Source organism: Edaphosphingomonas fennica (genome assembly GCF_003034225.1).
In the GTDB taxonomy this organism is placed as follows: domain Bacteria; phylum Pseudomonadota; class Alphaproteobacteria; order Sphingomonadales; family Sphingomonadaceae; genus Sphingomonas_E; species Sphingomonas_E fennica.
In genome coordinates, this window is sequence record NZ_PHHF01000054.1 from 101,445 (window position 1) to 122,959 (window position 21,515).

The 21,515-nt window shown below is 69.5% G+C and carries 9 protein-coding genes; all 9 read right to left on the reverse strand.

The features are described 5' to 3' along the window. Positions 1-11 precede the first annotated feature (11 nt). Entirely contained in the window at positions 12-2,018 is a 2,007-nt protein-coding gene (locus CV103_RS13555; RefSeq protein WP_107395220.1) for a heme-binding protein, read from the reverse strand. Continuing rightward, positions 2,018-3,424, reverse strand: a complete 1,407-nt coding sequence (locus CV103_RS13560; RefSeq protein ID WP_245896828.1) for a cytochrome c family protein — start codon at positions 3,422-3,424, stop codon at positions 2,018-2,020. Before CV103_RS13560 ends, CV103_RS13555 begins: the two co-directional genes overlap by 1 nt. Positions 3,425-3,562: 138 nt before the next feature. Beyond that, positions 3,563-4,999 (reverse strand): aldehyde dehydrogenase family protein, encoded by a 1,437-nt coding sequence (locus CV103_RS13565; protein ID WP_107395222.1) that lies wholly within the window; start codon positions 4,997-4,999, stop codon positions 3,563-3,565. Positions 5,000-5,054: 55 nt separating this feature from the next. Further along, a complete protein-coding gene (gene cysS, locus CV103_RS13570) occupies positions 5,055-6,587 on the reverse strand; it encodes a cysteine--tRNA ligase (RefSeq protein ID WP_107395223.1) in 1,533 nt (510 codons plus the stop codon). Between the two features lie 87 nt (positions 6,588-6,674). Further along, the gene (locus CV103_RS22485) at positions 6,675-13,538 is read right to left on the reverse strand and encodes a hypothetical protein (protein WP_107395224.1); all 6,864 of its coding nucleotides are present in this window, start codon (positions 13,536-13,538) and stop codon (positions 6,675-6,677) included. A gap of 47 nt (positions 13,539-13,585) precedes the next feature. Further along, a complete protein-coding gene (locus CV103_RS13580) occupies positions 13,586-15,427 on the reverse strand; it encodes a ShlB/FhaC/HecB family hemolysin secretion/activation protein (RefSeq protein WP_107395225.1) in 1,842 nt (613 codons plus the stop codon). Positions 15,428-15,626: 199 nt separating this feature from the next. Continuing rightward, the gene (locus CV103_RS13585; RefSeq protein ID WP_070933982.1) at positions 15,627-16,388 is read right to left on the reverse strand and encodes a flagellar basal body-associated FliL family protein; all 762 of its coding nucleotides are present in this window, start codon (positions 16,386-16,388) and stop codon (positions 15,627-15,629) included. After that, on the reverse strand, positions 16,375-18,396 hold the full coding sequence (locus tag CV103_RS13590) for an adenylate/guanylate cyclase domain-containing protein (protein WP_107395226.1): 2,022 nt from the start codon (positions 18,394-18,396) through the stop codon (positions 16,375-16,377). The genes CV103_RS13585 and CV103_RS13590 overlap by 14 nt, the downstream gene beginning before the upstream one ends. Before the next feature lie 5 nt (positions 18,397-18,401). After that, a complete protein-coding gene (locus CV103_RS13595) occupies positions 18,402-21,515 on the reverse strand; it encodes a CHAT domain-containing protein (protein ID WP_107395227.1) in 3,114 nt (1,037 codons plus the stop codon).

Genomic DNA, 21,515 nt, shown 5'->3' on the forward strand with positions numbered 1-21,515 from the left:
AGCGCCACGGCCTATTTCCCCGAACAGACGTTCTGGTCGGAAGTGTCGAGGAAGGGCGCGAACGGGCAGGCGATGTAGCGCAGCCGGACCGATCGGCCGTTGGCGAGGCTGATCTGCACCTGATCCGATCGGCGGGCGGGATCGGCATTGCCGAAGCCGCCGAGCTGGAGCCCGGCCTGATGCGCGCCGAGGAAGGCGATCATGTCGTCCTGGTCGATGCCGTCGCCCGATACGCCGATGGCGCCCACCAGCACGCCGCCGCGAAAGATCGGCACGCTGCCGGGGAAGATCTGGATGCCGTTCTGCAGCCGGTTGCGCCCCGGCGCGGCATCGGGGGTGAGGGTGCAGCGGCGTGGCGTATCGGTCGCACTCGCGCCCAGCACGAAATTCACATGTTCCAGGATGTTGCCGATGATGAGCGCCGACTGGAGGCCGGTGTTGAACGGGCTCCAGCCCGTGATCGGGCGCGAGAATGGGCCGGGCGAAGTGCCGACTTCCCCGTCCGGGAAATAGGGGCGCGAAAGATTGCCGACGGTGCGGTCGCCCATGGCCAGCTTGCCGGTAAGCGCCGTCGGATCGCCGAAGAAGGCGCGCGCGCGGGCGACATTGCCCTGCACGTCCGCCGATGGGTTGCCGAGCAGGTCATCGGCCGCATGCGGGCCGGAGAAGAAGGCGGCGGTGCGCGCCTTCTGGAGCGCCACATCGGTGCCGAACACGGGCGCGTCGGGCGATCGGACGATGCCGAGTGGCGCGCCATCGGTATCGACCACGCTGATCGTCACCTGCGCGCGGCTTTCCAGCGGGCGGCGGATCTGGGCGCGGGCGCGCGTCATCACCGTGAAGGCCTGGGTCAGCAGCGCCCGGACCTCGGCGGCGGTGAGCGGCTGGGAAACGCCATCGGTGCCGGCGCGGATCGGGAAGCGGTTGGCGCCCGATCCATCGGTGAGGATGAAGGCGGCCTTGTCGTCGATGGTGCTGCCGGAGGAACGTTCCGCTGCCGTCGCTGCGCGGATGCCCGAGGCTTCCGTGCCATAAGCCTGGCCGGCGCGGATCGCGCCGTCGAAATAGCCGTTGATCGCGATCAGCCCGCCAAGGCCGGCGGCGTTCAGCTGGGCGAGCGGGCGGGCGGCGGACGGCTGTTTGAGCAGGCCGGCGGCGGTGGCATCGGCATAACGCAGCGAGGTGCCGTCCACGGCGATGCGATCGGCGCGGATCGCATCGGCCGGCGCGAAGCCGGACTGGCCGGCCAGCGCGATGAACTCGTCCGCATCGGCGTCCACGTCCAGCGTGTTGGCGTCATAGCTGTAGAGCGGATCGGACATCACGCCGATGCCGCCCACCACCACGCCATTCTTGTAGAGCGGCATGCCGCCCGGATCGGCGGCGAGGCCGAGCGGCGAGCGCTTGGGGCCGATAAAACTGTCCGCCGATGCGGTGCCGTTGAAGCGGGCGGCGAGATCGGAGCAGGGAAGCTGGCTGAACTGCACGCCGAACAGCGGCCCGCTTTCCAGCCCCACCGTGCTCGGCGCGGGCGGGAAATGCTGCTGCACGATCTGGCTGGCGGTGCGCGTGGTGAAGGCGTTGCCGCTGGACGACAGATAGGCGCCGGTGATCGCCTTGGCGATGGCCCCGGCGGCGATCGCGCCGTCGACGGGCACGTCCAGGCCCTCGGCATCGCCGGGTGTCACCGGGCCGCGATTGGCGGGCGACCGGATGGAGAGGGTGAGGGGCGCGCCGGCCATCGCATAGACGGCAAGCACGTTGCCAACCCGATCGGTGACGGCGATCACCGCCGGCCTGTTGCGGGCGGCGGCTTCCTCCACCGCGCGGGCGAGCACGCCTTCCACATCGGCGGCGCTGAGCGCTTCCTGCGCAGGCGCCGTATAGGGATCGTTGGAGGGCGGTGTAGTCGTGCCGCCGCCATTGCCCGAGCCGCTGCCTCCGTCTCCGCCTCCGCCACAGGCGGAGACGAGCAGCGAGGCGCCGCAGAGGAAGGCCGTGATCCGCATGCCCCGCATCAGCGCAGCCTGCCGATTGCCGAGGATGCGCTGGACAATGCGGCCCGGAATTCCAGCGGGCGGAAGGCGTTGGGATCGCGCACCGCCGCATAAGCGCGGTTGATGTCCCCACGAATCACGGCGGCCGAGGCGGGCGCGACCTGCCCGGCATTGACGAGGCCGTTCAGCAGCGTGTCCGTCGCCATCACCGCCTGCACGGCGCCTTCATAATCGGTGTAGCGCTGGGCGCTCGCGGTGGACGCGACTGCATCGATGATCGCGAAGGTCTGGGCGCGGCCGAATTCATTGGCGGCGAAGCTGTCCGCCAGAGCGTTCGCCGTCGTGCGCAGGCGCTGGGCGGCGCGGATCGCGGTGGGGCGATCGGTGGCGAGGGCCGCGTGGAAGGCGCGGCTGTCCGCCTCCAGCCTGTCGGCCAGCGCGGGCGCGGCGGCGCGCGCGGCGGCCGATAGCATGATCATGTTCTCGTCGTTGAACGGTGGCATCCCGGATGGGATCGGGCGCCCCGGATTGGCGAGCGCCGTCGTGCGATAATCCGCCTCGTCCGAGATGCGGCGATGGCAGCTATGGCAATCGAAGAAATAGAATTCGGGGAACAGACCATCCTGTCCCAAGCGGGCATCGGCATAGAGCGAGAGCGCGCGTTCGAGCGCCGCCGCCTGGCCCACCGCCCACATGCGGACATTGCCGATCCGCCCCTTGCGGCGGACATAATCGGCATCCTCGTCATGATGCTGCTGAAGGGTCGAGAAGAGATCCAGCTCGAACGAGACGCGCGGATGGCCGGCGGCCATGATGCGGTGGCTGACGAACTGGCCGGGGCGATCGCTGCCGAAATGGCAATCGAGGCATTTTTCCGCCCGAGCGCGCGGGTTGGTGAGCGGATAGAGGCCGGCGGCGATATTGCCCTGATGCGTGGCGCCGACCGCATAATGGCTGGATATCCAGTTTTCGGCGCCGCCATGGCAGGATTCGCAGCCGACGCCGTCACCGATCTGAAAGCGCGGGCCGCGCAGCGAGGGCGCGGCCGGATCGGCATGACAGCCAAGGCACATCGGCGCGCTGGCGGCGGATTTCAGCCCGAGCCGCTGGGCGATGGCGCGGCCGCGCGGTTCGCTGAGCACGCGGAAGGCGCGGCTGTGCGCGCCGGACGGGGAGGATGGCTCCTGCCAGCGCATCAGCTCGTCCTGCCGGACGATGCGGCCGTCCGCCTCGCTGCGGCCGTGGCAGGTGGAGCCGGAGCAGGAGGCGACGCCGAGATGGATGGCGGCGGTATCGCGCGAGGGCGCGCTGCGGCCGGGCGAAAGCGGGGCAAGCAGCAGCAGGGCGAGAAACCCCGCCACGGCCGTTGCGAGACCAAGCATGCCGATCAGCCGGGCGGACGCGCCGGCCGACAATCCCCCTGACATTGCGCCCCCCGCCGGCCTCCACGGCCGGATCGCTGCCTATCCCTGTGACCCGATCTGCTTATCGGCGGGCATCTATGTTCGCTCCCTTCCGCCTAGGCAAGACAGGAAAGTGGATAATGGCCGGAAATCCGCCGTTTTTCAGAGCGAACGGCGGCGGATGACGAGATTGCGTATCTCCGTCATGTCCTCCATCGCAAAGCGGACGCCCTCGCGGCCGAGCCCGGAATCCTTGACGCCGCCATAAGGCATGTTGTCGACCCGGTAGCTCGGCACGTCGTTGACGATGACGCCGCCCACATCGATCCGGTCCCACGCATCCAGCACCTTGAAGATATCGCGGGTGAAGATGCCGGCCTGGAGGCCGAAGCGGCTGTCGTTGACGATGCGGACGGCCTCGTCCCATTCGGCAAACGGGATGAGGAAGGCGACGGGGCCGAAGGCTTCCTCCCGGTTCAGGCGGGTATCGGCCGCCACGCCTTCCAGCAGCGTCGCTTCCAGCATCGCGCCGTCGCGCGTGCCGCCGCAGAGCAGGGTGGCGCCACGGTCCAGCGCTTCGGCGATCCAGCCTTCGAGGCGCGCGGCCTCCTTCTCGTCGATCATCGGGCCGATGAAGGTGGCTTCATCATGCGGATTGCCGGCGACGAGCGCCTTCGCTTTGGCGACCAGCCTGTCGCGGAAGGCATCATAGACCTTCTCGTGCACGATGATGCGCTGGACGCCGATGCAGGACTGGCCGGACTGGTAGAAGGCGCCGAAGATGGTGCGATCGACGGCATCGTCCAGATCGGCATCGGCATCGATCACGACGGCCGCGTTGCCGCCCAGTTCCAGCACCACCTTCTTCTTGCCGGCCCGCGCCTTCAGATCCCAGCCGACGGCGGGCGATCCGGTGAAGGAAAGGAGCTTCAGCCGATCGTCGGTGGTGAACAGGTCCGCGCCGTCGCGATGGGCGGGCAGGATGGAGAAGGCGCCCTTCGGCAGGTCGGTCTCCGCAAGCACCTCGCCGATGATAAGCGCGCCAAGGGGCGTGCGGCTGGCGGGCTTCATGACGAAGGGGCAGCCCACGGCGATGGCGGGCGCCACCTTGTGAGCGGCAAGGTTGAGCGGGAAGTTGAAGGGCGAGATGAAGGAGCAGGGGCCGATCGGCACCCGTTTCCACATGCCCTGATAGCCGCGCGCGCGGGGCGAGATATCGAGCGGCTGCACCTCGCCCGTCAGGCGCACGCTTTCTTCCGCCGCGATGCGGAACGTATCGATCAGGCGGCCGACCTCGCCCCGGCTGTCGCGGATCGGCTTGCCGGCCTCGACGCACAGCGCGAAGGCCAGTTCCTCCGCCCGTTCGGTGAAGCGGGCCACGCAATGCTGGAGGACGGCCTGCCGCTCATAGGCGGCGAGCCGCGCCATCGGCCCGGCCGCCTCCACGGCAGCGGCGATGCCTTCCTCGATCACCGCCTGATCGGCGAGCGCCACGCGGGTCGCGACCTCGCCGGTGAACTTGTCCGTCACGGCAAGATCGGCATTGGGCTGGCGCGCCGCATTGGCGACGTAGAGCGGGTAGGTGGGTTTCAACGCCATGAGCTTCCGGCTCCCCTTGGATTGAAACTTCAAACGCCGCCGGCGGCGGATCGCCTCAATCGAGGGCGAGCCGCCATTCCCAACGCAGCGGATCGCCGTCCATCAACTCGATCCCCTGCGCGGCGAGCGCGTCGCGGATCGCATCCGATCGGGCGAAATCCTTCTCCGCGCGCGCGGCCTGGCGATCGGCGAGCTGGACCTCGATATCCGCCTCCTCCAGCGTGGCTCCGGCCGGGCGAATCCGCAGATCGGCCCGATCGAGCGTGAGAAGGCCGAGGCCCAGCACCAGATCGAAGCTGGCGACGAGGCGGAGGCGCAGATCGGGCGACCATGCCTTCTTCGCCACCGCTTCCTCCAGGATGGGGAGGGCCTGCGGGATCATCAGATCGGCGGAAACGGCTTCGTCGAAGCGGGCGACGAGCGCCGCCGCGTCGGCCGGAAGATCGCTTTCCAGCACGCTGCGCTGATAGGCGAAGGAGGCGCCCTTGGTGGCCGCGGCTTCCGCAACGAGGCGCAGCCAGGGCAGGTCGCCGGCCTTATCGCGCAACTGGACGACCGAGATCAGCAGCCGCTTCAGCCGGGTGAGCGCCGCGCCCAGATTTTCGGGCGAGAATTCCAGTTCCGACCGGTAGTGCGCCGACAGGCAGAGCAGGCGATAGGCGAGCGGGTGGACGCCGCGATCGACCAGCGATTGCAGCGTGGCGAAGCCGCCCTTCGATTTGGACATCTTGCCGCCGCGATCGACCAGGAAATTGTTGTGCATCCAGATGTTGGCGCCGGTGGCGGCGGTGCCGGTGAAGGCCTGGTTCTGCGCGATTTCGTTGCAGTGATGGATTTCGCGATGGTCGATGCCGCCGGTGTGGATATCGAACTGCTCGCCCAGATACTTCATGCTCATCACCGAGCATTCGAGATGCCAGCCCGGCGCGCCGACGCCCCAGGGCGAGGCCCATTCCATCTGGCGGGTGCTGCCTTCGGGCGACTTGCGCCAGATGGCGAAATCGGCCGGATGGCGCTTGCCCTCCACCGCCTCGATCCGGCCGACGACCTCATCGGGCCGGGTGCCGGCAAGGCGGCCATAATCGGGCACGGTGGTGACATCGAAATAGAGGCCCGAGTCCAGCTCATAGACCGAGCCATGCTGTTCGATCCGGCGGCCGAAGGCGATCATATCCTGGATATGATCGGTCGCGACGCTCCAGATCGTGGGCGAAAGGATGCCGAGCCGGGCGATGTCGTTCTTGAACGCATCGGTATAGAAAGCGGCGATTTCCCAGATGGTGCGCGATGCCGTGCGGGCCGCGACCTCCATCTTGTCGTCGCCTTCGTCCGCGTCGGAGGTGAGGTGGCCGACATCGGTGATGTTGATGACGTGGGTGGCGTTCCAGCCCTTCCAGTTGATCGTCCGGCGCAGCGTATCGGTGAAGACGTAGGCGCGCAGGTTGCCGAGATGGGCGAAATTATACACCGTCGGCCCGCACGAATAGATCTTCGCCATTTCCGGATCGATCGGCGCGAAGGGCTGGGTGGCGCGCGTCACGCTGTTGAACAGGACCAGCGGCTGGCCGGCGGGGGCGGAATGCGGCATCGATCACTTCATCCGGTCGAAGGGAAAACGGGCTCCTAACCCATGGCCGCGGGATACGCCAATCCCGCGATCAGGGGCAGTCCGGGATCAGGGCTGGTGCTGGCCGCGATCCTTGCCCGATCCGGGCTTTTCCTGATCCTCGTCATCCTTGCGGGTGCCGGTGACCTGCTGGCCGACCGTATCCAGGCCGCCATCGGGCGTGTCGAGCCACAGATCCTCGTTGCCGGCGCCGGTAACCGGCTGTTCGATCACCGGATCGGCCGTGATGCCGGCGGCATCGGCGAACTGGATGACGGGCGTGTTGAGCGAGCGGACAAGGCCGGTGGATTCGCCTTCGCCGTCCTCTTCGTCCGGGTCCAGCGCGGCGATCACATCCTGCTGGGGAATGCCGATCGGGGTCGAGCTTCCGATGCTGCAGGCAAGCCCGATCAGCAGGCAGCCGTTGATCGTCGAGCGGGGATGGAAGCCCGCCATCGAGCCCGAACCCTCGCCCCGGAGAGTCACGGTGCGGACCAGCGCCTCGCCGGTGAGGAAAGTGCCGTCCGCCAGCGCCTGGCGACCGTTGATGACGACTTCCGGGGTCTGGCCGGCGGCGATGAGGGCAAGCCCGCCTTCGCCGACGGTGAAGCCGCCGCGCACGCCGCCCGCCGTGGCATCGGCGGTGCTGTTCTGGATATAGAGGCCCCGGCCGGCACGGAATTCCATGCCCCGCGCCAGCAGGAAGCCTTCGGCATTGTCGATGCCGTCGCTGTTGGCCAGGCGATCATTGCGGGCGTTGATATCGGCCATGCCGGAGATATCCGTCCACGCCTGGGCGGTGCCGACGAAGATGGTCGGGGCATCGAGCGCCAGTGTGCCGCCGAGCCCGCCGGACGCGTTGGCGATACGGATCGATCCGGTGGCGGTATCGACGAGGATGCGATCGTTCGCCGCAAGGACCAGCCGATCGCTGTCGGCAGCGCCGGTGAGCGAGATCGCATCGACGACGCGGAGCGTGCCGCCGGCGCCCAGCTGCAATTCGCTGCCCAGCAGGTTGCGGCGGCGGCCGGCCTCGCCATCCTCACCGGCCGATCCGATCACGTCGAGGCGGCCGACATCCATGTCGCCATTGGCCACGATATTGATGTCGTGCGCGGCCAGGCGGCCGAACTCGTCATTGGAAAGCGACCAGCCTTCCGCGTTCCCGCCGCCGACATGGCTGATCCCCTCGCCGATATTGGTGAGGGTGATGCTATCCGTATCGAGGCCGATCAGGGCGGTGCCGCCCTGTCCCGTTCCGATCGCGATATCGTAGGAACCGACGCTGATCGTGCGGGCATCGATCGTGCCGTCCAGCGTGGCGAGGCCGCGCGCGGTGACGTCGATCGCGCTGCCGGCACGGGCATCGACAAGGCGGACATCGCGGCTGTCGAGGCGGATCGATCCGCCGGCATCGGCTCCGGCAAGGTCGATCGCGCCGAGGGCGGATATGTCGATATCGCCGGTGGCGGCTATCCCCGTGGCCGTGGCGAAGCCGCTTGTGGTGAGGACGATCCTGTCGCCCGCACGGGCATCGACGAGGCTGATGTCGGTGCCGTCGAGGCGGATCGATCCGCTGGCTTCGATATTGGCGAGATCCAGCGTGCCGGTGCTGCCGATATCGATATCGCCGGATGTGGCGCGCAGGCCCGCGAGGCTGAGGTCGCGTTGCGAACGGAGGTAGATGCCGGCGCCGGTAAGGTCGATGGGGCCGCCCGCCGCGATATCGCTGGTGATGCGGATATCGCCGCTTTCCGCCGCGAGACTGATGCTGCCGCCGGCCGACAGCGTGTCGATGGCGATCGTGGCCGCGGCGATGGCGATATCGCCCTGCGCGCGCAGGGTGGAGGCGGAAGCCGCGCCGTTGGCCGTCATGTCGATCGCCCCGGCATTGACGATGGTGCCATTGCCGAGATCGACGTCGCCGCCGGCCTGGAAGCTGGCGCGTGCCGCGCGGATCGTATCCACCGGATCGGCGGGCTGGGCGTGGCTGGACCTGATGTCGTTCCCGGCGACGACGGCAAGATCGCCGCCGACGTCGAACAGCCCGGTGCCGCTGGCGGCGAAGACGACATCGCCGCCCGAGGTGATCGCGGTGCTGTCCGCAACGCGGATCGTGCCGTTGTCGACATTGACGGCGACGGTGCCGCCCGATGCGGCGTCCCCGCCGATCGCGCTGAGCGTTGCGCCGCCGCCCACGGTGAGCAGGCCGCCGTTGCGCACGGCGAGCGCGACCGATCCGCCCTGGGCGGCGGCTCCTTCGGTGGCCGCGCCGCTGCCGCCGTCGAGGACGAGATCACCGGTGAGGTTCAGCATGACGCCGTCGAGGGTGAGGGAACTGCTGCCGCCTACGACATTGCCGGCTGCGGCAGCGGCCGCGAAGACGAAGCTTTCGCCGCTTTCGCCGCCTTCGCCTTCTCCGCTGCCTTCGCCGGGGAGGATCGCGGCCGAGGCATCGAGCGTGAGGGAGCCGGGGCCGTAATCGATCGCGGTGCCGTTGGATGCGCTGAAGCTGACGGTGCCGCCGATCACGTCGAGATCGGCCCCGCCTTCGCCCCGGATCGAGGCGCCGGCGCTGAGCGACAGGCCCGACCCGATGGCAAGCGAACCGCCCGAGGTGGCGATCCGCGCGGTGCCGCCCCGGGCATCGCCGACCAGCGAATATGGCGAGCCATAGCCGGTGGCCCCGGCCGAGATTTCCAACATGTCGGCGGTGACGGCGCCTGCGGGCTGGAGCGTCAGCTCGGCAAAGCCGCCCTGGGCCGCGCCGCCCGTCGCCCGCGGGCCATCGAACATCCCGTAGCCGGCATAGCCGCCCCGGGCATCGGCGATCGCCGAGAGGTAGCCGGCGGCGAGATTGCCGGATTCGACCCGCAGGCTGGCCGTGCCGCCGGTGCCGGCGCCGCCGTTCGCGCCGCCCGTGCCCGTTCCGCTGGCATAGCCGCCGAAGCCGCCATTGCCGGATGCGCTGACGGTGGCGCCCGAGACTTCCACGGTACCGCCGGCGAGGCGGAAGGTGGCGGAGCCGCCGGTGCCGGCGCCGCCGATGCCGGCCGGGGCATCGCCCAACGCGCCGCCGCCGGAACCGCCATCGGCATCGGCGGAGACGGTTATGCCCATGCCGCTGAAGGCGCCGCCTTCGATCAGGAGCGACGCCGTGCCGCCCCGGCCCGCGCCACCCGTGCCGGCGGCCGCGAGATCGCCCACCGATCCGTCGCCGCCGGTGCCACTGGCGATGATGTCGAGATAATCGGTCTGCAGCACGCCGCCCGGCCCGATCCGCAGCGCGGCGATGCCGCCGGTGCCGGCGCCGCCATCGCCGCCGTCGCCATAGCCGGACTCGCCGGCATTGCCGCCGATGCCCGCCGTGTCGAGGCTGAGACCGGCGAAGGCGAAGGTGCCGCCGGCAAGGCTCACCTCGATATTGCCGCCCATGCCCGTGCCGGCATTGCCGTTGTTGCTGGCGGTATTGCCGCCCCTGCCGATGGCGGAAAAGGTGCTGGAGAAGGCGGAGCCGATGCCGCCGCTGGCGAGGTTGACGCGGATGTCGCCGCCCGTGCCGCTGCCGCCGGTGCCGCCGAAGCCTTCGCTGGAGAAGGTCTGGCCTGTCGAACCGCCGCCATAGGCATCGGCATAAGCCACGATGCCGTAGCCGATATCGATCAAGCTTTCCGCCGATGCGGCGGCGATATCGAGCAGGATCGATCCGCCCCGCGCGTCGCCGCCATTGCCGGCATAGCCGCCGATGCCGCCATAAGCGGTGGCATCCAGATCGATGGCCATCGCGGCCGACAGGCGGGCGCTGCCGGACAGCGCGAGGCTGATATCGCCGCCCTCCGCCGCGCCGCCGACGGTGCCGTCTCCGCCACGGGCGGATGCATCGAAGACGAGGCCGTTGCCGATATCGAGGAACGCGCCATTTTCCAGCGCGAGGCTGATGTCGCCGCCCGATCCGCCGCCGCCGGCACCGCCGCTGGAGCCGCATTCGGCAGATGCGCTGAGCGTCACGCCGCGGGCGACGGACTGGGTGGTGTTTGATAAGCGGAGGCTGACGGTGCCGCCCGTGGCGCTGCCGCCAATGTCGTCGGACGTGAAGTCCGTGGAACTGCCGATGCCCCGGCCCGTGCCGTCGGCGGTGAGCAGGATGCCGCCATTGCTGCCGAGGGTGAGCGTGGCGGTATCGATATCGACCGCAACCCGCCCACCCTGGCCGCTGCCGCCGAACCGGCCGGAGCCGCCGCCGGCATCGGCCTGGATATCGAGCCCGCCGCCGAGCGAGAGATCGCCATCCGCGAGGCGGAATTCCATGGAGCCGCCCGTGGCGTCGCCACCGTGGCCGACGTCGAAGGCGTCGCCGCCGCGCGCAATGATCGCAAACGAGAATGCCTGCGACGAGATGGAGCTGCCGCTGGCGGTGAAGGCGCCGCTGCCGGCCGTGGCCGATCCCGCCGTGCCGCCGGTGGCCGATGCATCTCCGCCGCGCGCGCTGACGTCGATCGTTGCCGAGGGGAGGTTGACCAGGCCGCTATCCCGGAAGGAGAGAGCGGCCCGGCCGGCGGACGCATCGCCGCCGCGCATCGCGCCGGAGCCGCCCGCCGCATCGGCGAGGACCGCGACCGAGCCGAGCGACGAAAGCGTGGCATCCGCGAAGCTGAGCGAGGCGCCGCCCGTGCCGTTCCCCCCGCCACCTAAGGCGCTGCCGCCATTGCCGGACATGCCGGTATCGGATTGGCCGCCTTCGCCGCCGGTGGCGCTGACATCGAGGAGTATCGACCCGGCGGCGAAAAGCGCACCGACCGCCACCGTGGCGTTGCCGCCCGCGCCGCTGCCGCCATCGCCGCCGTCGATGACGTCGCCATAGCCGAAATCGAAACCCCGGCCGCCAAAGCCGCCGATGCCGTTGGCGAGGACATCGAGCCCGCCGAGGAACAGCGAGCCGCCGGTCTGGGTGGCGGCCGCCGAACCGCCGGTGCCGTTGCCGCCGGAGCCGCCGGTAAAGCCCGTTTCGGCGGAATCCGTGCCGTTGCCGCCCAGGCCGGCGACATCGAGCAGGAGGCCGCCGGCGCTGAGCGCGCCCGCCGACTGATCGAAGATCGCGGTGCCGCCGGTGCCGTTGCCGCCGGTAATCCCGTTGCCGAAGCTATCGCTGCCATTGCCGCCGCCTTCGCCGCGCGCGGCGAGGCTGATCTGGCCGTCGACCTGGATATCACTGGCCGCGCCGGTGACGGAGAGGCGGACATTGCCGCCCGTGCCGGAACCGCCCGTGCCGCCGCTCTGCTGCGCATTGCCACCGAAGCCGCTGGCATCGACATAGAGTTGACCGGAAACGTAAAGCGAGGCGTTGGCGAGCGTGACGGTCGCGTTGCCGCCGAACGCATCCGCGGCGATATCTTCGGTGCCGCCGCTGGCACCGGCCGATATGAAGATATCGCCGGCATCGAGCGTGGCGCCGGTGAGCGAGAGGAGGGCATCGCCGCCGCGCGCGCTGCCATCGAAGCTGTCGGCGCCGGCGCGGATGAACAGCGACTGGGTATCGATCGATGCGCCGTTTGCCCCCGTCAGGCGCGCGGTGCCGCCCTGGACGTTGCCGAAATCGAAAATGGAGGCATCGATGGTGGTGACGCCGGTGACCGAAAGCGAGGCGCCTGCCCCGACATCGACGGCGGCCGTGCCGCGCAGGGCGCCGCCGGCATCGTCGCGATTGAGCGAGGAGACGAAGAGGTTGCCGCCGACGGTAAGGGAATCGCCGGCGCCCGCCTGCAGCACGGCATTGCGGCCGGCGGTGACGGACAAGCCCTGATCGAAGGCAAGCGGGCCGCCGGCGGTGGAGACCAGCGCATCGGTGCGGGCATATAGCGCGGTTTGCGACGTGAAGGTTCCGCCTTCGACGCGGATGCCGGCGCCGACGCCGCTGGCGGGGCCGGTGGAGGGATTGCCGCTGCTATCGAGGTTCGATCCGGCGGAAAGCACGACGGTGCCGTTCTGGACGTCGGCAAAGGCCGCATCATAGCCGACGGTGCCGCCCACCAGCATGGTGACGGCGACATTCTTGGGAATGGCCACCATGTAGATCGACTGGGGATCGCCGGCCCCGCTGGAGGCCGGTCCGGTGGTGGAGCCCGTGTGGGAGAGCGTCACATCGTCGCCTGCCGTGCCGGCGTTGACCGCGCTGCCGCTCTGCACCTCGATATTGAAGAGGCCGTTATTGATGGTGATGCGCGCCTGTTCGCCGGCGACATAGGCGGCCGATCCGTCGACCCGCACGCTGCCGCCCTGGGCGATGCGCGGCGCGACGACGGCGACATAGGCGCCGCCGAGGCCGGAATCGTAGCGCGCGTCGATCTGCGCGCCCGGCTGGATGGTGACGGTGGAGCGGCTGTTATCGGCCGCGCCGAAATTGTAGATGCCGTTCCCGTCCAGGAAATCGGCATCGGCCAGATCGCGCGTGGTGAGGAGCAGGCTGCCGACGTCGATCGTGGCCTGGGAGCCGATGATGAGGCCGTTGGGGCTGTAGAACCAGACCGCGCCACCCCGCGCGCCATCCACGCTGCTGCCGATATTGCCGTTGAGCAGCACGGAACGGCCGGCGGCGGCACCATCGGGAAGGATGCGGTTGAGGACGGTGAAGTCGCTCGCGCCCTGGAAGGTGGCCGAGGTGCCGGCCGGCTGGAATTCGATGGGCGCGCCGCCGGCCGCATTGTCGTCCGGCCGCCAGTTGATGATCGCGCTGGGGGCGTTGACCGTGACCGTCGTCTGGCCGGGTATGCCGTTGTTGACGGTCACGCCCGGGGTGGAGGAGATCACGCCGCCCTGGAAGGATTGCGCCGCCGCCGGCCCGTGCGCCACCGCCGCCGCGATCGCCGCGATCGCGCTGGAGGAGAGGAGCGGGCGGCGCGGCCGCGATGCTTTCGGCTGAAGGACCATGGCGGACATGTTCAACCTCTTTCCTTCTGAATGGCGCTTCATCCCCATGGCTCCCATCATCGCGACCAGGGAAAGAGGCGCGTCGTCAGCGATATCAGCAGGCGGGCGTCGGGCCGCCGTTCGGAAAGCCCGCTGGGTATCTTCTCCAAAGCCTTGGCGAGCGTGACATCCAGCCGCGCGCGATCGCCATAGACGAAGCGCACGCCGCCGCCGGCCGAGGACAATTGCTGGGGATCGGCATGGAGCGGGGCCACCGGCTGGTGCCGGTTCCAGATCCACGCCTTGTCGAAGAAGGCGAAGGGCTGGAAGGCGAGATCGTCCCGCGAGCGAGGGGCCATGTGGCCGATCCGCACCTCCGCCTGGAAGCCGGCGCCGCTGTCCCCGATCAGGGCGCCCGGATCGTAGCCGCGCCCGATCGTATAGTTGCCGGCCGAATATTCCTCGTAGCTCAGGAGCGCGCTGCCCGAATATTGCAGGCGCGGCGAAAGCGTGAAGGCGAGGGCGGGCATGGGGCGGAATTCCCCGAAGCCGCTGAAGCGGACGAGCGAGGCGGTGGGATCGGCTTCCACCCGGCTCGGCGGCACGGCGCCGTTCAGATAGCAGGCGAGGTAGGGCTTCGCCCCGCAGCCGTCGCTGGCGCCGAAGATGTCGAGGCCGATGCGATATTCCAGCGATCCGCCGAAGCGCCAGCGCGGCTCCGCGACGCTATAGCCGGCGACGCTGGCGAGGCTGGTGCGATCGATCATGTCGAAATCGACGCGGCCATAAGCCACGCGCAGCCGATCGCGGGTGAGGGGGAGCAGCCCGCCGCTGCCGCCGCCGAAGCGCACATCCTGATCGATATATTCGAAGCCGCCTGCCGCCCGCAGGTTCACATTCTGCCGGCGCAGCACCGGATAGGCCATTTCCAGGCCGGCGACGAGCGTTTCGGATTTGATCCGCCCGTTCACCGAGGCGCCGAGATCGGGTTCCGACCAGGCATAGGTAAAGCGCCCGCCCAGCGTGAGCCCTTCGCTGCCGATCCGCATGTCGTAGCCGAGCTGGAGGACGCGCTGCTCGTCCCATTCGGGCGCGGCGTAGAAGCCGATGATCGCGCGATCGCCCAGGCCCAGCAGATCATAGAATTCGCCGCGAAGCTGGCCGCCCCAGCGGCCGACCTCGTGCGAGCCGAAATTCTGGACGCTGGCATCGATCACGAAGGGCGTCTTCTGGACGCTGACCTCGCCGATCACCTCGCCCGGAACCGTGCCGGCCGGGCGCAGCGTGAGGCGGACATCGAAGCCGGGAAGATCGCGGGCGAGGAGGAGATAGCGTTCGGCCTCCTTCTCGTTGAACGCTTCCTGCCCCTTGATCCGTTCGAGGTAGGAAGCGACCAGCTTTTCCGACCGCCCGGCATCGCCGCGCACCTGGACGGCCACCAGCTTCGCCATCAGCACGTCGAAATGGACGACGCCGTTCTCGATCCGCTGCGGCGGCACCTGCACGGCGGCGAGATAGCCGGCGCGGCGCAGGATGGTGGCGGCGGCATCGCGTATCTCGCACACGGCGGCGATCGGCACGGTGCGGCCGATATAGGCTTCATAGGCGGGCCGCAGCATTTCCGCCGGCACGACGCGGAGATTATCGAACTGGACCGCCGACAGGGTGACGCTGATATCCTTGAAGCGATCGCCGGCCAGCGGGCAGGGTGCGCGCTCGATCCCGCCTTCCACGGTGAGGCGGGCGGGGGGGCGGGCCACGGGGGCGGTGGGCGCGCGTTCGATCTCCTCCCGCGTCGGCGCGCCGGGGATGGCGCCCGGCGGAAGCGGCGGCGCGACCTGGGCGGCCGCCGGTGCCCCGGAAACCAGCAGGCCCGCGAGGACGAAACAGGATGCGTTGGACCTACCCAAGGACTTCATGCGCGCTCCCCTTGCGCTTTGTCGTGCGGCGCCCGCCTTTCCGGCGTGTCCGGCCGCGTGCCGGGCGACGGCGACGAGGCCGCCCGGAAATGCCTGCGATGACGAAGATCGCCCCCTTCGGAACCGGTTGGCCCGGATCGACGGCGCTGCGGCTATCAGCCCACCCCCCGCTTTTCAAGCGACAAGCGGGCGATAACCATCATCCCTTCGGCCTGGCCGCGGCCTCCGGCATCGCCACCGTTTCGATCAGCAGATCGAGCTGGGCCTCGCAGCCCTTGGTGATGAGGCGGGAGGCCATGTCCTCCAGCCCGGCGGGAACCGGATCGAGCAGCGCGAAGCGCAGCTCGCCCTGCAGGTTCATCCCGTCCCAGGCGATCCTGTAGCTGGCGCCATCCCTGACCGGGAGCGAGGCGGGCCAGGCCTTGCGCGACTGGCCGGCGGCCCACTCGATCTTCTCGCTGCTGCCATCGGCGACGTTGGTGAGCGTGGCGGCGGCGGCGGTGCCGGCCGGGCGCCAGAGCGTGACGGCATCGGTATCGGCGATGCACACCGTGCCCGACCGTTCGACATCGACGAACCAGATGTTGGGGCTGCGATCGGGCTCCGCCGCTGCCTCCGTGGGCTTGGGCACGGCGCGGGTCGCCCCCGGCCGGGCGCGGCGGCTGGAAACCTCGGCAAAGGTTTCGCGGGAATCGCTGGGCCGGTTGGTGGCGAGGTTGGGGCTGAAGGTGCCGGGGCCTTTCAGCGTGCGGGTGCCGCGGCTGTCGAGGATGACGACCTGGTCGCCCGCCTGGAGCGAGATCCGGCTGTTGTCCGCGAGCTGGCGGCCGGCCGGATAGGCCTTGGCCGATGGGCCGCTGGACCGGACGACGAGCGTGGCGGCCGAAGCCGGGACGGCGAGCATGGCCGCGATCAGCACGGCCATTGCCGTGGGCGGCTTAACTGTATCAATCCAGAACAAAATTTCCTCCCGGTCCCACCTTGCGCAGACGATATATCAGATTGGCGACGGCCACATCCTCGGGATGGTCCGCAGCATAGCGCTCGAGTTCGGCGAGCGCCGCCGTCTCTCCCTGGTCGAAGCGCGCGACCGACGCTGTGAGGGATGTCACAACCGCGCCGTCGAGATGCGGCACGGGCTCGAAGATCGCGAACGGCGTCGATCGGCCGCGCACCGTGACCCGGCCCATCGGGCGGAAGGGAACGGCCGACGTGCGGCGGACGACGGCCTCGCTCACCAGCGCGGCGGTGCCGAGCTGCTTGTTCGCGCTTTCCAGCCGCGCGGCGGCGTTCATGCTGTCGCCGAGCGCGGTATATTGGATGCGGCCCTCGCCGCCGAAATTGCCCACGATCGCCTCGCCGAAATGCAGGCCGACGCGGGTGCGCCCCATCGGCGGCACGCCTTCCGGCACCGATCGGCGGAATTCCTCCCCCGCCTCATACATCGCGATTGCCGCCATGACGGCGCGATCGGCATCGTCGGGGCGGGCGATCGGCGCGCCCCAGAAGGCCACCACCGCATCGCCGACGAACTTGTCGATCGTGCCGCCGTGGCGCAGCACGATATCGCTCAGCATGTCGAGATAACGGTTGAGGAGGGTGGCCACCATTTCCGGCGCGATGGCGTGGCTGAGCTTGGTGAAGCCTTCGAGATCGGTGAAGAGGGCGTAGATCTCCCGCTTCTCGCCGTGGAGCGCGAGCTGGTCGGGATCGCGCAGGATGAGGCTGGCGACATCGCGCGGCAGATAGCGGCCGAGCGCCGACTGGGCGAAGCGGCGCTGCTCCGATCCCACCGCGCGCGCCGCGGTGCCGACGGCGGCGAAGGCGAGGAACCAGCCGGCGATCCAGCCGAAGACCGGCAGGTGCTGGGTATCGATGCCGCTCGCCTGCGCCCAATAGGGGATGAGCAGGATCAACGCGATCTGGGCGAGGAGGATCAGGCCGAGCAGCCAGGGCCGCACGTCGAGCATGCTGGTGAGCCCGCCCATCACCACGACCAGGATCGCCGCCGCCCACAATATCCAGCCCGGCACGCCGCGATAGAGCGCGCCGTCCAGCAACTGGGCGAGCATGTTCGCGTGGATTTCCAGCCCGATGGTGGTGCCGCCCCGGATGCGGGTGGCCGGCGTTTCGAACTGATCGACATCGAAGATGTCGCCGCCGATCAGCACGTAGCGGCCGGCGATCTGCTGACGCAGCACGTCTTCCGGGAAATCGCCGCTGAAGAGCTGGATCGGCAGCTTGGCGAAGACCGGCCGTTCGGGATCGAGCGGCGCGCGGAAGCGGACGGCGCCGGTATAGTTGCGAAACTCGGGGTGGACGGGCGTGAGCGCGTTGGCGAGGAGCGGCGGCAGGCTGGCCGGCTGGTTGGGCCAGCTGCGGATCACATTGTCGGTAAGATCGGATTCGAGGAGGACGCTCGCCGGCTCCACCGCGCCGCCGGCGATGGATTTCTGGAAGGCGCGGAGGAATTCCTCCTGCCCATATTCGACATAATCGGGATTGGTGGCGGCCGAGACGAAGGCGAGCCGGGTGGGCGTGCGCATCGCCTTGAACGCGGCGACGAGGCCGGCATCCTCCGGCGTCGCCTGATCGATCAGGATATCGATGCCGATCGCCCTGGCGCCCATCCGGTCCAGCTTCGCCAGCGCCTTGGCCAGCGTGACGCGATCCAGCGGCGAGCGGCGGCCGGTCTCGATCAGGGTCTGATCGTTGAACACGACCATGACGATGCGATCGTCCTGCTCGGCAAGCGGGGCCGTGGAGGTCGCGCGGATATCGTAGAGCATGCGCTCGATATCGGCGGCGATCGGCACCTTTTCCCAGCTATAGCGGGCGATGAAGATGGCGAGCGCGAGGAAGGCGAGCGTGATCGCCATCCGCCACGGGCCGATGCGGCGGAAAACGCGCCGCAGCCTGCGGGCGATCCCGCCCGTCGCCGCGGGGGCGGGCTGATCGGGCGCCGCCATGGCGATCAGCGCGATTTCAGGACCGGCTGGGCGCCGTCGCCGATGATGACGAAATCGGCCCAATAATAAGGGTGCGAGGTGGTGGCATCCGCCATCAGATCGAGCTGGCCGGACCGGAGCGCCGAGGCGACCGAGGTGCCGGGCGGAGCCTGGTAGAGGCCCGCGATCAGCCGTTCGGTGGCGCGATAATCGTCGGGCGCCGGCCAGTGGCTGGCGAGGACCGAGCGGCCGCCGGCGCCGATGAAGGCGCGGACCAGCCCGTCCAGCGCATTGCCGCCGCCGCTGGTGACGCCGGCCTCGCGCGTGGCCGCCACCGTCGCCTTGCCCGCCGTGTCGCAGGCGGAAAGGATGACGAGATCGGCATCGAGGCGGAGATCGTAAATCTCCTTGAAGGTCAGCAGGCCATCCGATTTCGCCCCGCCGAAGGAGGTGAGGAGCGCGGGGCGAGCCGGACATTCGGGCCGGGGCGCGGTGACGAGGCCGTGGGTGGCGAAATGGAGGATGCGATACTGGTTCAGATCCTGCCGGCCCATGACGGCGGTATCGGTGAACGCCTCGCCGGTGATGACCGCCGATCCGCTGTCGCCGATGATCGTCTGGGCGGTGCGAAGCTCGGTCGCCTGGATCGGGCTGTCCCATGCGGCCAGCGGCCAATCACAATCCACCGCGCCATCGGTGGAGACGCCCCGCACGGTGGTGAGCTTCAGGAAGGGCGTGATCGGCGCATTCTGGCCGAGGCCGAGAAATTCATGCTTCGCGGCCGATGGCGCGGCGCCCCGCACATCGCGGAAGGCGCGGGCGGAAACGGCGGTGCTGATATCCACCTTGCGCGCCAGCCATGCGACGCCGCGGAAATCGAAATCGTCCGCCCTGGGCGCCTTGATCCGCGCATAATAGGCATCGACGCCGGCCTGATCGGTGACGAGCAGGGCGGGCGGCAGGCGGAGCATGGCGCCGGCGGGCTCGAAGATCAGGTGCTGCGCACCGGCCAGCCGGGCATCGACCGGGCCGAGGAGATCGAGATAGAGCTGGCGGGCGAGCCTGAGATCGAACGGGTAGGTCAGCCGCTCGCCATTCTCCTCGATCGAGATGGTATCCCGCAGCGCATCGACCTTGCGATCGAGATCGGCGGCGGTGATGCCGGCGCGGTAGGCGGTGGCGCCATCCGGCGTGGCCCAGATGCCGTAGACGGCGTTGCCGACGACCGCCAGCTTCAGATAGGCCTCGCCGGGACGGAGGGCTTTCTGCAGATCGGCCAGAGGCATCGCCTGGGTCGAGACCGCGCGATAGCGGGGATATTCGCCCAGCCTGGCCTGGGTGGCCACCTGATCGGCCTCCAGCCCGCGCAACTGGGCGGTCAAGGCGGCCATGCGGGCGCGATCATCCTCCGTCGGCTCGGGGATCGCGGCCAGGCGTGCATATTCGATACGCGCGCGCTCGATATCGCGGGTGAGCGTGACAGCCTGGCGGAAAAGGCGGGCGGCTTCGTCGCTGCCGCCGCTGAGTTCGCGGGCGAGCACGGCCTGGGTGTCGGCGACGCCGGGCCGGACGAGGGTTTCGCTGGCGAGGAAGAAATCCTCCACCAGCGCCGGCCGTTCCGGGATCAGCCGGGCCAGCAGGCCGAAATAGGGGGCGAGGAGATTTTCGAAGCCGGTGGCGCTCGCCCCGCTCGACGTGACCGAGCGGACGACGCCGCGATAGAGATCGAGCGCGGCGTCGTCGCGCCCGCGCCGGACATAATAAGCGGCAAGCCGCGCTTCCGCCGCTGATACGGCGATCGAGCCCGGATATTCGGCGCGGAGCAGGCCGAGGCCGTCGCGCAGCAGGGTTTCCGCCTCCCCCTGATTGCCCTCGGCCTCGGCGACGGCGGAAAGCTCCGCCATCGTCTGCGTGCGCAGGCGGGTGATCGAGCTGACGCGGCCGCCGCGAATGGCCGTCAGCCGCGCCAGGGTTTCGGTGAAGGCGCCGCGCGCGGGATCGGGCTTGCCATCGAGCCGGAGGATCGTGCCGTGAAGCTGGAGGGCCTGCGCATCGAGGATCGCGGCCTTTTCCACGGGCGTGAGCGCCGCCGCCTGGCCGCCGCCGATCTGGCGCACGAGCGGCGCGCCGCCGTTCAGCTCGGCCGCGGCCTCGGCGTCGATCTGGCCGGCGACGGTGGCGGCGGCGTTGGTCGCGCCGACCGGGGCGAGCGGGCGATCGAGCACGGCCGACGCCTCGGCCAGCTTGCGCTGGTTGATGAGGTGCATCGCCTGGAAATTGCGGCGCAGGCGGAGCTGGACCGGATCGGACGTGGGGATCATCCCCGCCTGGACGAAGAGAGCGTCGGCCTCCGCGAATTCGCCCAGGTTCGATTTCTGGAGCGCGCGGTTGACGACATATTCGCCCAGCGCGGCCTGGCTGATGCGGCCGCCTTCGGCGCGCTGGAACAGGGCATCGAAGAATTCGGCCGCCTCGGCATAGGAGCCGCTGTTGTTGCGGCGATACCCCTCCGCCAGCGCGCTATCGAGATCGAGCGCGCCGGCCTGGACGCGGGCGAAGGCGGCGGGATCGGACACGGCCGTGGTGGCGACGTCGACCGTTCCCTCGATCATGCGATCGGCGACGATGGTGCGCAGGCCGAGCGCGAGCGCGCTGTCATAGCCCGCCAGCCCTTCGGCGACATAGAGCGTGCGGCCGCGCGGCGCCGCATAGATGCGGTAGCCGACATCGCTGCCGGCAAGGCTGCAATCGGTGACGTCGACCGCGCCGACATCGGCAAGGTCGGCCTTGCGCACGGTGGCCGGGGCGGGGCAGGCGACGCGATCCTGGCGGATGGCCTGCAGGCGGGCGGCGGGATCATCGCCCTGGGTGCGCAGCGCGTAGAGGCGGCCGACCGGCGTGGCGGCATCGCGGCAGACGATGGCGTAGGCGCGGTCGAACATCCCCTTGACCGCCGGGTCGAGCGTGGCGGACTGGACCTGGCAGAGCACGCCTTGTCCGCTGCCGAGCCGGAAGCTGTCCTGAAGGCTGGGCCGATCGGCCGGCGCGGCCATGGCGGGCGACAGGAGGGCCGGCGATATCAGCGAGGCGAGCGCCACACCCACGGCAAAGGCCGAGCGGACCCGGTAAAAATCGCGCAA

Excerpts from the sequence above, each read along its gene's own strand:
- CV103_RS13555 (WP_107395220.1), bottom strand. The coding sequence starts at position 2,018 with ATGCGGGGCATGCGGATCACGGCCTTCCTCTGCGGCGCCTCGCTGCTC.
- CV103_RS13560 (WP_245896828.1), bottom strand. The coding sequence starts at position 3,424 with ATGTCAGGGGGATTGTCGGCCGGCGCGTCCGCCCGGCTGATCGGCATG.
- CV103_RS13565 (WP_107395222.1), bottom strand. The coding sequence starts at position 4,999 with ATGGCGTTGAAACCCACCTACCCGCTCTACGTCGCCAATGCGGCGCGC.
- cysS (WP_107395223.1), bottom strand. The coding sequence starts at position 6,587 with ATGCCGCATTCCGCCCCCGCCGGCCAGCCGCTGGTCCTGTTCAACAGC.
- CV103_RS22485 (WP_107395224.1), bottom strand. The coding sequence starts at position 13,538 with ATGTCCGCCATGGTCCTTCAGCCGAAAGCATCGCGGCCGCGCCGCCCG.
- CV103_RS13580 (WP_107395225.1), bottom strand. The coding sequence starts at position 15,427 with ATGAAGTCCTTGGGTAGGTCCAACGCATCCTGTTTCGTCCTCGCGGGC.
- CV103_RS13590 (WP_107395226.1), bottom strand. The coding sequence starts at position 18,396 with ATGGCGGCGCCCGATCAGCCCGCCCCCGCGGCGACGGGCGGGATCGCC.